Source organism: Ensifer sp. KUDG1, from assembly GCF_050434285.1.
GTDB lineage: Bacteria > Pseudomonadota > Alphaproteobacteria > Rhizobiales > Rhizobiaceae > Ensifer.
The window spans coordinates 351,081-362,680 of the sequence record NZ_JBNDIG010000005.1 but is presented as its reverse complement, the minus strand read 5'-3'; the positions used below and the strand labels follow the sequence as shown (position 1 = coordinate 362,680).

The 11,600-nt window shown below is 60.3% G+C and carries 9 protein-coding genes and 1 tRNA gene; 6 read left to right on the top strand and 4 right to left on the bottom strand.

Features of this window, described 5'->3' with window-relative positions:
- Positions 1-164 precede the first annotated feature (164 nt).
- Positions 165-254: transfer RNA gene (locus M2267_RS16205), tRNA-Ser, on the top strand.
- Positions 255-916: 662 nt separating this feature from the next.
- Positions 917-1,948: a porin gene (locus tag M2267_RS16200; RefSeq protein ID WP_429115441.1), complete on the top strand. Its 1,032-nt coding sequence runs from the start codon at positions 917-919 to the stop codon at positions 1,946-1,948.
- 149 nt (positions 1,949-2,097) lie between these two features.
- Here the strand turns inward: M2267_RS16200 and M2267_RS16195 are convergent, their stop codons facing one another.
- The 3 genes from M2267_RS16195 to M2267_RS16185 all read right to left on the bottom strand — a co-directional run bounded on the left by M2267_RS16195 (position 2,098) and on the right by M2267_RS16185 (position 5,849).
- The gene (locus M2267_RS16195) at positions 2,098-2,985 is read right to left on the bottom strand and encodes an alpha/beta fold hydrolase (RefSeq protein ID WP_043616680.1); all 888 of its coding nucleotides are present in this window, start codon (positions 2,983-2,985) and stop codon (positions 2,098-2,100) included.
- A gap of 155 nt (positions 2,986-3,140) precedes the next feature.
- Positions 3,141-3,674 (bottom strand): BA14K family protein, encoded by a 534-nt coding sequence (locus tag M2267_RS16190; protein WP_043616676.1) that lies wholly within the window; start codon positions 3,672-3,674, stop codon positions 3,141-3,143.
- Positions 3,675-3,782: 108 nt separating this feature from the next.
- A complete protein-coding gene (locus M2267_RS16185; protein WP_429115439.1) occupies positions 3,783-5,849 on the bottom strand; it encodes a transglycosylase SLT domain-containing protein in 2,067 nt (688 codons plus the stop codon).
- A 292-nt stretch (positions 5,850-6,141) separates the two neighbouring features.
- Here M2267_RS16185 and dapA point away from each other — a divergent pair, with 292 nt between their 5' ends.
- Both dapA and smpB read left to right on the top strand, forming a co-directional pair.
- A complete protein-coding gene (gene dapA / locus M2267_RS16180; protein WP_429115437.1) occupies positions 6,142-7,026 on the top strand; it encodes a 4-hydroxy-tetrahydrodipicolinate synthase in 885 nt (294 codons plus the stop codon).
- Entirely contained in the window at positions 7,026-7,505 is a 480-nt protein-coding gene (smpB, locus tag M2267_RS16175) for an SsrA-binding protein SmpB (RefSeq protein WP_327512989.1), read from the top strand. The genes dapA and smpB overlap by 1 nt, the downstream gene beginning before the upstream one ends.
- 186 nt (positions 7,506-7,691) lie before the next feature.
- On the opposite strand, the gene M2267_RS16170 is transcribed toward smpB, so the two are convergent.
- Positions 7,692-8,273, bottom strand: a complete 582-nt coding sequence (locus M2267_RS16170) for an NYN domain-containing protein (protein ID WP_043616666.1) — start codon at positions 8,271-8,273, stop codon at positions 7,692-7,694.
- A gap of 464 nt (positions 8,274-8,737) precedes the next feature.
- Between M2267_RS16170 and rpoZ the strand changes: the two genes are divergently transcribed.
- Together rpoZ and M2267_RS16160 are read left to right on the top strand one after the other, a co-directional pair.
- Positions 8,738-9,145 (top strand): DNA-directed RNA polymerase subunit omega, encoded by a 408-nt coding sequence (gene rpoZ / locus M2267_RS16165; RefSeq protein ID WP_034804144.1) that lies wholly within the window; start codon positions 8,738-8,740, stop codon positions 9,143-9,145.
- A gap of 213 nt (positions 9,146-9,358) precedes the next feature.
- Entirely contained in the window at positions 9,359-11,593 is a 2,235-nt protein-coding gene (locus M2267_RS16160) for a RelA/SpoT family protein (protein ID WP_402316122.1), read from the top strand.
- Positions 11,594-11,600 lie beyond the last annotated feature (7 nt).

Sequence of the window (11,600 nt, the reverse complement as noted above, 5' to 3'; positions counted from 1 at the left end):
AATCACATTGCTGCGTATACGGGCTTTTGCCTAGGGAGCTGAGGGCGAACACAACGCGGTGCGGCCGGACTTGCCGATCGGCCCACACGAAAATGCGAGGTTTTCCCGGAAACCGACAAAAAAATCTTGCATTGGCCGCGGACTGACACTAGTCAGGCGCTAACGGAGAGGTGGCCGAGTGGTCGAAGGCGCTCCCCTGCTAAGGGAGTATACCGGAAACGGTATCGAGGGTTCGAATCCCTTCTTCTCCGCCACTATCCCAAGCAGCCCATACCCTTTGCGCTCTGCCGCTTCGAGCAAGCATATGGTTTCGGCTATCTCTCGCAGAATTTCACTCGTCGTGGTTCATTGGTCGTGGCGGCAATTCGCTGTAGTCGCTCGCGCATTTTTGATGCTGCGCGGTGCTGGCGTTCACAGCGTCCAGAATCACTTGTGCAGGGCGTTTCGCGAATCTCTGCGTTGATTCTGCCGATTCCTCAGCCCTCCATCCTTTCTTCACGAAGCGCTTTTTTGGAGCGAATGCTGTTTTAGGCATTCTGCGGGTCATCTGAATCGAAGTTCGCGTCCAGCTTTTCCCCTGTTTTAGGCGGGTTTCTGCCTCTTTCTGAAACAGGCGACCTCCGTCTTCCCTATGCTAACCCCCCGTCAGCAAAGGGTTTTCTTAATGCTTTGTTAATTTTCTTCGGGGGTCTGCGGCGATTTTGTGTCGTTTCAGCAACAGGGCTCGGCGAAGGGCGATGCAAAGGAGGTGAACTCGCCAGTTGGACGTTGCGCCGATGATCCGGTCTTGTATTTTCAACTCCGGAAGCAAGGGCGGTTGATCGTCCGACTTCTTGAACGTTGGGGATGGGGCAGGGAAAGCTGTCCTTCAGCAAAATACCCAGACCCGTTTGAAACTTTTGACTGGAGGTCAGAAATGAACATCAAGAGCCTTCTTCTCGGCTCCGCTGCAGCTCTCGCAGCAGTTTCCGGCGCACAGGCAGCCGACGCAATCGTCGCAGCCGAGCCGGAGCCCATGGAATACGTTCGCGTTTGCGACGCTTTCGGCACTGGCTACTTCTACATCCCGGGCACCGAAACCTGCCTCAAGATCGGCGGCTTCATCCGCTTCCAGGTTGACTACGGCCGTGACGCCGTAAACAACAAGCAGGGCTGGGGCAACCGCGGCACGTCTGACTGGGATGCCTTCTCGCGCGCTTACATCTCGTTCGATGCCAAGAGCGACACCGAGTACGGCACGCTCACCGGTTTCTTCGCTGCTGAATTCAACGCCGATAACGACTCCGACGAAGGCGACAGCCTGATCGACGTCGATGAAGCCTACATCCAGCTGGGTGGCCTCAAGGCCGGCTTCTTCTACAACTGGTGGGATAAGGGCCTGAACGGCGAAACCGACTCGCTGGGCAACAACACCGAGTTCAACTCGATCGCTTACCTCTATGACGGCGGTTCGTTCCAGGCCGGTATCTCGATCGACGAACTCGAAGGCACCGAAACCACCAAGAAGAACGGCATCGGCGTTTCCGGTATCGTATCGGCTTCGCTCGGCGGCGTTTCCTTCGACCTGCTCGGCGGTTACGACTCCGAGTTCGAAGAAGGCGCGATCCGCGCTCTGCTTTCGGCTGACCTCGGCCCGGGCGTATTCCAGCTCGCTGGTATCTGGGCTTCGGACCCGAACGCCTACTGGAAGAAGTCTGAATGGACCGTTGCGGCTTCGTATCGCTTCAACGCCACCGACAAGCTCGCCATCACCCCCGGCGTTCAGTACTTCGGTAGCCTCCAGGATTCGTTCACCAGCTTCGGCAACGACGATGCATGGCGCGCTGGCGTCACGCTCGACTACAAGATCACCGAAGGTCTCGCGACCCGCGTGTCGGTCCAGTACGAAGATGCTGACAACAAGGACGACCAGGTATTCGGTTTCGTCCGCCTGCAGCGCGACTTCTAATATCGTCTGACCTCGGTCAGAAGAGAGAAACCCGGCTTTCGAGCCGGGTTTTTTCGTTTGGTATGATGCTGTGAATCTGGCCCTGCAACCTACACATCATGCTTGAGGAATCGGGGAATAGGGACCGCCTCGGGGGCGGCTTCCGTGGGTCAGCGCGAGCGCACGATGTCGTTCAGAAATGCGGCGATTGCCTCGCGTGGGCCGTCCAGATGAAGCAGCGGTGCATGTCCCTGGCCAGGTGCGGTGAAATCCGCCAACCCGGCGTGTCGCCGGTGCATTTCGCGCACAGTTGTCTCTGAAAGAACCCGCGAATGCTCACCCCTGACGACCATGAGGGGGATCTGGCTCATGGCGTCAAAGGGTCTCCAGAGATCGGGCAATGGTGTTTCGGGTGTCAGGCCGCGCAGTGGCAGCGCGATCGCCGGATCGAAATCGGCGACCGGGACGCCATCTTCGTCGCGATATATCGCTTTGGCCATGTCCGACCAGTCGCCGTCGGTTAAGGAAGGAAAGTCGACGCCGTGCAACGTCCTTAGATAGGTGGCTGCTGTCGCCCAGCTCGTCAGTGCGTCGCCCGAGTTGAGATAATCCCGGATCGCAAGCAGCCCCCCAATTTCGATCACAGGCCCGATGTCGTTGAGCACTGCGGCTGCAATCAACGATGGGGCACGATCGATGAGGTTGTGGAGGATCAGGCCACCACGGGATGTGCCGATAAAAATTACCTTTTCGACAGCGAAGTGCGCACAAGCCGTTATCACATCGGCCGTTTCGACGGCCACCGTGTAGTGGCTCTTGTCGCTGTCGCGTTCCGAGTTGCCGCGCCCTCGGTAGTCCAGTGCGATGACGGGAAAGTCTCCTGACGTCGAAAGAAAGCTTGCGAGTTGGTGAAAGTCCCGGCTGTTGCGGGTAAGGCCCGGCAGGCAGATGATCGGTACTGCCGCGGATGGCGAGGGGGGAGGGCCGTAGCTTCGCGCGTAAAGGAGAAGCCCGTCGGAACTGCGGAAGAAATGCTCCTGGAATACACCTTGACCCATGCTGCTCCCTCTCGGTCAGGCGAAATCCTATCCGTTTGAAGGGGAAGAGCAAGTTGCTCGGGCCGACATTGTTCGGCGGCCCGAGCATGGCTGGCGACTGCCAACTGTTGCGGCTCTCCAGTCCGATTCGGTCGTCTACGCGGTTACTCCCTAGCTCAATAGGGCGAGCTGCATTGGCGCCGAGGGCCACCATAGGGCTGATAGCTGTTGTCCCAGGCTCTATAGGAGCGGTAGCGCGCATAGCACCAGCGCTGATGCGCGTTGCCGCTGACGGCTCTTGGCCCGTTGTAGTATCTCGGGCTGTTATAATATCGCGGTTGGCTCAATAGTCCGCCGATGATCGCGCCTGCGGCCAGGCCGCCGATCACCGCCCCGACGTCGTTGTCGTCGTGGTCATAGTGCCTGCGATATCGATCCCGGTAGTATCTGTCGCGGTAATACCCGCTGCGATTATAGTTGCGGTAGTCGCGATCCCGATCGCGATAGCCATGTCGGGCGCGAAGTTCACAATAGGGAACGGCGCAACTGGATCGGCTCTTGCGTTCTTCGCCGCGCTCGTAAGAGAACTGAACCTGTTGAACGTTGGTCGTGCTGGAGAGGATCGGCGGAGTGCTTGGAAACGCGCCGGCGGGTGGCACGCTGCTCAAGGTGGTCGCCAGAGAAAGGGCGACGATTGTCAAGGTCTTCATAACGTTCACCATTTCCTTCGGAATAGACTGGCCTTAGGAAGGAAATGGTTGAGCGCACGGTTTGTGCCCCCGGCGCTCATCACAATTACTTGATTGCCGCCAGACCGGCTATTGCCGGCCCATTCGCAGGTCTTCGACGATATCGGCCTTTTGCCCAAGCCTCGACTTGTAGACCTGATAGTTCTCCATCACCCGCTGGACGTAGTTGCGGGTTTCCTGGAACGGAATGCGTTCGATCCAATCGACGACTTCATCGATCGGTTTTCCGCGCGGGTCGCCGTAGCGGTCGAGCCATTCGGGAACGCGGCGCGGGCCGGCATTGTAGGCGATGAAGGTGAGGATGTAGGAACCGCCAAAACTGCTGATCTGTTCGCCGAGATAATGCGCGCCAAGTGTGGCGTTGTAGCCCGCGTCGCTGGTCAGGCGATCCTGCGAGTAGGCAAGGCCATAGCGGCTGGCAACGCCCTTGGCCGTTCCCGGCATGAGCTGCAGCAGGCCGCGTGCGTTTGCGGTGGAGATGGCGCCCGGGTTGAAGGCGCTTTCCTGGCGCGCGATCGCATAGGCGAGCGCCTTGCCGGAGCCGTCGATATTGGCGCTCGATGGGATCACGCCGACGGGAAACGCGAGCGCTGCGACATCGATCCCGCGCCCAAAGGCGATCTTGCCAACCTGGAGCGATAGCTGGTGATTGCCGGTTTTTTCGGCGCGGGCCGAAAGCAGTGCCAGCTCGCCCGGGCTCGTCAGTTCGTCGGCAAGCGCCCGGTAGATGCTGTCGGCGCGCCAGGTGTGGCCCGTGCCTTCGAGCCGCGTGATGGCGCGCACCGCCTCGCGGTTTTCGAAACGTGATCGGTCGTCTGCCGTCGGGGCCGGATAGGCGACGTTCAGCGTCTTGCGACCCAGCCGGGCGGCTGCAAGTTGCCCGTAGAACGTCCCGGGATAGCGGGCCGCATTTGTAAAATATTCGTTGGCATCACCCGGTCCGCCCGCCTCGGCCGAACGCCCAAGCCAGTACCATGCGCGCGAAGCGGAGAGGGGGCGGCTCGACACATCGAGAATGCGGCGGAAGTGACGCGCTGCGGTCGCCGGGTCCTCCATGCCGCGCAGGGCATACCATCCGGCATGAAACTCGGCGTCGATGATATCGGTCGCCTCGGTCGCGAGATGGCTGGCGGCGATCCGGTAGGCGCCCCGAAAGTCGCCACTGTCGAGCAGCCCGCGGCTGACGACGCGTTGCTCGACCCACCATTCGCCGGGGTTGACCAAAGCGCCCTTGTCCTTGGGCATGCGCGCAAGGAGCTTCGCCGCTTCCTCGTATTTCTTCTGTTTGCGCAGGTACTCGACCTGAATAAAGAGATAGGCCGGATCCTTGCGCCAGGCGGGGTCGACCGCTGCAATGAGGGCCGTCGCCTTGTCGCTGCCGCGGCTGACTGCCGCCCAGGCGCGATACAGCGATTGAGCCTTTCCAAGGTCGCCGAACCGTTCGGCCTGCTCGACGCGGTTGCGATAGAGAAGCATCACCATGCGGCGCTGATGATTGTCAGCGGTCAGGAGGCTGGAAAACTCGTCGAGGATCTTGGTTTCGATGTCCTTGTCGAGCGTGTCGCGCTGCCAGATCGCACGCAGGTTCTTGGCGGCCGTATCGGATTTTCCGGTGGCGACGAGCGCGCGGGCGAGAATGAGGGAGCCTTCGGTCGTTTCCGGCTGCGTGTTGCCGAAAGCCGCGAGCACGTCGGCCGCTGGCGGGTTCTCTCGATAAAGCGCTCGTTCGGAGTTGGCGCGCAGGGATTTCAGCCCTGGCCATCCCTGCAGTTCCCGTTGGGCGTCGGCAATTTCGAAGGAAGGCACGCCTCGCTGGCCGGAAACGGCGATCGCCCAAGTCAAGATGTGCCGGTCGAGCGTGCCTTCGGCCATGGCGTCGCGCACGGCAATCGCCGCGGTCGGCTGCTTGTTGGAAAGAGCATCGAGCCCTGCCTTGAGATCGCTGCTGAGCGGTCCGGCCGCTGTCGCGATGGCATTCGTAGTTTCGTTCGTGGCAATGGGGACCACCTTGTCCGAAAGCACGGGCTTGCGTGTCGGAACCGGTACGCGATCGAGGGTTTCTGCGCTGCCTGCCGACGCTGCCAGAAGCGCCGCGCCGATGATGGCGGCGGCAGGCAGATATATTGACCCGCGCATCAAGAACCCCGTGTTCCCCGTATCCAACTTCGTCCGCCGCCAGATTGCCCGATGACAAGGCGGGCGGCCAGTATCGATCACAACAATTGCCCCAAACCCGCTCTCGCCCTGGTTGGGCGGTCGTGATTATGCGTGCCAAACATCAAGCTTTTGCATGAAAACCGGCGTGAAATGCCGTGTTACAACGCTTGCCGCAGCCACGTCACATGATTATGGTGCGGCAGTTTTTTAACCGTCGATTACGGCCAAAGCATGAGTGCAGACTTCGCTTTTACGCCGTCAGGAGTTGTGCATGTTCAAGGGTTCCATTCCCGCTCTCGTAACACCGTTCACCGCCACCGGCGCGGTGGATGCGGATGGTTTCGTCGCGCATGTGGAATGGCAGATAAAAGAAGGCAGCCACGGCCTGGTGCCGGTCGGCACCACCGGCGAATCTCCGACCCTCTCGCATGACGAGCACAAGAAGGTCGTCGAACTCTGCATCGAGGCCGCCGCCAAGCGCGTGCCGGTTATTGCCGGCGCCGGCTCCAACAATACGACGGAAGCGATCGAACTTGCTCAGCATGCTGAAAAGGCCGGCGCCGATGCGATCCTCGTCGTCACGCCCTACTACAACAAGCCGACGCAAAAGGGCCTCTTCGCGCACTATGCGGCAATCGCCGAAAGCGTGAAGGTGCCGATCGTCATCTACAACATCCCCGGTCGCTCGGTCGTGGATATGAGCGTCGAGACCATGGCGGCGCTCAGCAAGGCTTACGCCAACATCATCGGCGTTAAGGATGCCACCGGCAAGATCGAGCGCGTCTCCGAACAGCGCATGGCCTGCGGTCCGGAGTTCGTGCAGCTTTCGGGCGAAGATGCAACCGCGCTCGGCTTCAACGCCCATGGCGGCGTCGGCTGCATTTCGGTCACGGCAAACGTCGCGCCGCGTCTTTGCGCCGAGTTCCAGCAGGCGACGCTCGCCGGCGATTATGCCAAGGCGCTCGTCTATCAGGACAAGCTGATGCCGCTGCACAAGGCGATCTTCATGGAGCCGGGCCTCTGCGGCGCCAAGTATGCGCTGAACCGCCTCGGCCGCATGAGCCGCGCCGTGCGCTCGCCGCTGTTGCCGACGCTCGAACCGGCAACCGAGGCTGCGATCGATGCAGCACTCAGACACGCAGGATTGATGAACTGATGGCACCCAAAGGAAGCCAGCGCACGGTCAACAAGGTTGTGGCGGAAAACCGCAAGGCCCGCTTCAACTACGAGATCGTCGACACCTACGAGGCCGGTCTGGTTTTGACCGGCACCGAGGTCAAGTCGTTGCGCGAAGGCAAGGCCAACATTGCCGAGTCCTATGCGACGGACGAGGGTGGCGAGATCTGGCTGATCAACTCCTACCTGCCGGAATATCTGCAGGCGAACCGCTTCAACCATGAAACGCGGCGGCGGCGGAAACTGCTTCTGTCGAAGCGCGAGGTCAACCGGCTACAGGGCGCCGTCAACCGTGAAGGCATGTCGCTGATCCCGCTGAAGATCTACTTCAACGACCGCGGCCGCGCCAAGCTGGAGCTGGCGCTCGGCAAGGGCAAGAAGTTGCATGACAAGCGCGAGGCGTCGAAGGAGCGTGACTGGAACCGCCAGAAGAGCCGGCTTCTGAAGGACCGCGGCTAAGAGAAATCCCTTTGCGTTGCATCCGCCAAAGACGGCCGGTGCAACGCGACAGGCGCCCACTTCGCGCTGAAAAACCTGCCGGCAATTTTTGAGATTTTTGAGAGAAGTTCAACGATCGACGTCGTTGATGCTGGGCGTTTCGAATGGCGCTCGCGCAATCGCGCGCCTTGCGTTCGGATGAACGCTTCAGATCTCGACCGGATCGGCCACCGGCTCGGTGTTGTGGCGCGGGGTGCGTTCGGACGGTTCGCGGCCGATTTCGGCACGCAGCGTTGCAAGATCGATGAAATGGTCGGCCTGACGGCGCAGGTCGTCGGCGATCATCGGCGGCTGCGTCGACATCGTCGAGACGACGGAAACCTTGCGCCCCTTGCGCTGAAGCGCTTCCACCAGCGTGGTGAAATCGCCGTCGCCGGAGAAGATTACGAGGTGATCGACGGTTTCGGACTGCTCCATGGCATCGATCGCCAGCTCGATATCCATATTGCCCTTGATCTTGCGGCGGCCGAGCGAGTCGGTGAACTCCTTGGCCGGCTTCGTCACGACCTTGTAACCGTTATAGTCTAGCCAATCGATGAGCGGGCGGATTGAAGAGTATTCCTGATCCTCGATGAGGGCCGTGTAGTAGTAGGCGCGCAATAGATAGCCGCGCTTCTGGAATGCTTTCAGGAGCTTACGGTAGTCGATGTCGAAGCCGAGGCTTTTCGATGCCGCGTAAAGATTCGCGCCGTCGATAAAGAGTGCGATTTTTTCGCGGGGGTCGAACATCGTCTTTCCTTTTTCAATAGCGGCGCATCAAAGGCCGCCTGCCGGCGGGTGCGCAAAAGTAAGTCGATTACATTAATAATTGCTGATATGGCAAATAATGTAGCTTATGTATTGCATTATTCCAGCCGCGCGCTCGCGAATATAGCTAGTTTTAGCAGTTGCTATAGATCGTCCACATCTCTGGGTCGCCTTTTCCATCAGGGGCTTCATTCCCGACCTGAAGATGCAACCTAAATGTGTGAGCGACGTTTCCAGCTCATTCGCATCGCATTTTATCACGAAGTGTGACGTTACGTGAGCGTCCCTTGAAGGAAAAACTTGAACTTGCCTTGTTTTGATTGTATCCGGGCGCTTAATTCCAGAAATCGGACCCGATGAGGCGCCGTCAGGCGACTGCTCCGGTTTCGTGTTGTCAATCCGTGCAGCGGCGATGCCGCCGCGCTTCGAGCCCAAAAGGACAGGCAATGGCCCGCGTCACCGTCGAAGATTGCATCGACAAGGTCGATAACCGTTTCGAACTCGTTCTGCTTGCCAGCCACCGCGCGCGCCTGATTTCTCAGGGCGCCGCCATCACCATCGACCGCGACAACGACAAGAACCCCGTCGTCGCGCTCCGCGAGATCGCAGATGAGACCCTGTCTCCTGGCGACCTCAAGGAAGACCTGATCCATTCGCTGCAGAAGCATGTTGAAGTGGACGAGCCCGAGCCCGATCCGGCTTCGCTGCTCCAGACCGATGCCGAGACGACCTTTACCGAAGTCGCCGAGGACGAAGATCAGCCGGAAGCCATCACCTTCGACCGCATGTCGGAAGAAGAACTGCTTGCCGGCATCGAAGGTCTCGTGCCGCCGGAAAAGAGCGACGACTACTGAGATCCGTCGCGGAACGCCCGTTCCCACGTGTTTTCAAAGCAGTGCGCCACTCGTATGATTGGCGCACTTTTTTATTGATTTCTTCTAGAGCGGGAAATGGAAAGTGTTTGCGGTTTTCCGCCTGCATCCCGCTCTAAATTAGGAGAACGATCACGTTTATGATTTTAGGTCGGTGGGACCTGAAATCATCATGATCTAGAGGATCGCCAGCGAATGATGCGCCAATACGAGCTCGTTGAGCGCGTGCAGAAATACAAGCCCGACGTCAATGAGGCCTTGCTCAACAAGGCCTACGTCTATGCGATGCAGAAGCATGGCCAGCAGAAGCGGGCAAGCGGCGATCCCTATATATCCCACCCCCTGGAGGTGGCGGCAATCCTGACGGAGATGCGTCTCGACGAGTCGACCATTGCCGTTGCTCTTCTGCACGATACGATCGAGGACACGACGGCCACGCGGCAGGAGATCGACGATCTCTTCGGCGAGGATATCGGCGCGCTCGTCGAGGGGCTGACGAAGATCAAGAAGCTCGATCTCGTTACCAAGAAGGCCAAGCAGGCGGAAAACCTGCGCAAGCTGCTGCTCGCCATTTCGGACGATGTGCGGGTTTTGCTCGTCAAGCTCGCCGACCGGCTGCACAACATGCGCACGCTCGACCACATGTCGGCGGAGAAGCGCGCCCGCATCTCCGAAGAGACCATGGATATCTACGCGCCACTCGCCGGCCGCATGGGTATGCAGGACATGCGCGAGGAGCTCGAAAACCTCTCGTTCCGCCATATCAACCCCGAGGCCTTCGAAACGGTCACCCGGCGGCTGGAGGAACTGTCCGAGCGCAACGAGGGTCTGATCAAGAAGATCGAAGACGAGCTCCGCGAATTGCTTCAGGCCGAGGGCCTGAAAGCGGCACAGGTCAAGGGTCGGCAGAAGAAGCCCTATTCGGTCTTCCGCAAGATGCAGTCGAAGTCTCTGTCCTTCGAACAGCTGTCCGACGTCTGGGGCTTCCGCATCATCGTCGACGATATCCCGGCCTGCTACCGCGCGCTCGGCATCGTCCATACGCGCTGGCGCGTCGTTCCCGGCCGCTTCAAGGACTACATCTCCACCCCGAAGCAGAACGATTACCAGTCGATCCACACGACCATCGTCGGCCCGTCCCGCCAGCGCATCGAGCTGCAGATCCGCACGCGCCGCATGAACGACATCGCCGAATACGGTATCGCGGCCCATTCGCTCTACAAGGACGGGGAGGGGAAAGAGGGTGCGTCGGCAGATGCGGCTCTGTCGCCGACGTCGAATGCCTATTCCTGGCTCCGGCGCACGATCGAATCGCTCGCGGAGGGCGACAATCCGGAAGAGTTCCTGGAGCACACCAAGCTCGAACTGTTCCAGGATCAGGTCTTCTGCTTCACGCCCAAGGGCCAGTTGATCGCGCTGCCGCGCGGCGCGACGCCGATCGACTTTGCCTATGCCGTCCACACCAATATCGGCGATACCTGCGTCGGCGCCAAGATCAACGGCCGTATCATGCCGCTGGTCACCCGCCTCAACAATGGCGACGAAGTGGAAATCATCCGCTCGGGCATCCAGGTGCCGCCGCCCGCCTGGGAAGAAATCGTCGTTACCGGCAAGGCCCGCTCGGCGATCCGCCGCGCAACGCGTGCGGCCATCCGCAAGCAATATGCCGGCCTCGGCTATCGCATTCTGGAGCGCACCTTCGAGCGCGCCGGCAAGACCTTTTCGCGCGAGGCGCTGAAGCCGGCGCTGCATCGGCTCGGCCAGAAGGAGGTCGAGGACGCCATCGCCTCCGTCGGCCGCGGCGAGCTTTCCTCGCTCGACGTGCTGCGCGCAGTGTTCCCGGATCATCAGGACGAGCGGGTCACGGTGAAGCCCAGCGCCGACGACGGCTGGTTCAACATGCGCAGCGCCGCCGGCATGGTGTTCAAGTTGCCGGGCCGCGGCAAGGATGCGAACGGCGTCGCCCAGGCCGAAGGGCCGGAGGCCCTGCCGATCCGTGGTCTCTCGGGCAATGCCGAAGTGCATTTCAGCCCGGCGGGGGCCATTCCCGGAGACCGCATCGTCGGCATCATGGAGAAGGACAAGGGCATCACCATCTACCCGATCCAGTCGCCGATCCTGCAGAAGTTCGATGACGAGCCGGAGCGCTGGATCGATGTGCGCTGGGATCTGGACGAGGCCAACAGCAGCCGCTTCATTGCCCGCATCGCGATCAGCGCCCTGAACGAGCCGGGGACGCTTGCCGAGGTGGCCCAGGCGATCGCCACCAGCGACGTCAATATCCGGACTTTGTCGATGGGGCGCGTGGCTGCCGACTTCAGCGAACTGCAGTTTGACCTCGAGGTCTGGGATCTTCGCCAGCTCAATCACCTGATCACGCAGCTCAAGGAATTGCCGAGCGTGTCCATGGTGAAGCGCCTGTTCGAATAAGGCGACT

Bases quoted from the DNA above. Each gene is read 5' to 3' on its own strand.
- M2267_RS16200 (WP_429115441.1), top strand. From the start codon at position 917: ATGAACATCAAGAGCCTTCTTCTCGGCTCCGCTGCAGCTCTCGCAGCA.
- M2267_RS16195 (WP_043616680.1), bottom strand. From the start codon at position 2,985: ATGGGTCAAGGTGTATTCCAGGAGCATTTCTTCCGCAGTTCCGACGGG.
- M2267_RS16190 (WP_043616676.1), bottom strand. From the start codon at position 3,674: ATGAAGACCTTGACAATCGTCGCCCTTTCTCTGGCGACCACCTTGAGC.
- M2267_RS16185 (WP_429115439.1), bottom strand. From the start codon at position 5,849: ATGCGCGGGTCAATATATCTGCCTGCCGCCGCCATCATCGGCGCGGCG.
- dapA (WP_429115437.1), top strand. From the start codon at position 6,142: ATGTTCAAGGGTTCCATTCCCGCTCTCGTAACACCGTTCACCGCCACC.
- smpB (WP_327512989.1), top strand. From the start codon at position 7,026: ATGGCACCCAAAGGAAGCCAGCGCACGGTCAACAAGGTTGTGGCGGAA.
- M2267_RS16170 (WP_043616666.1), bottom strand. From the start codon at position 8,273: ATGTTCGACCCCCGCGAAAAAATCGCACTCTTTATCGACGGCGCGAAT.
- rpoZ (WP_034804144.1), top strand. From the start codon at position 8,738: ATGGCCCGCGTCACCGTCGAAGATTGCATCGACAAGGTCGATAACCGT.
- M2267_RS16160 (WP_402316122.1), top strand. From the start codon at position 9,359: ATGATGCGCCAATACGAGCTCGTTGAGCGCGTGCAGAAATACAAGCCC.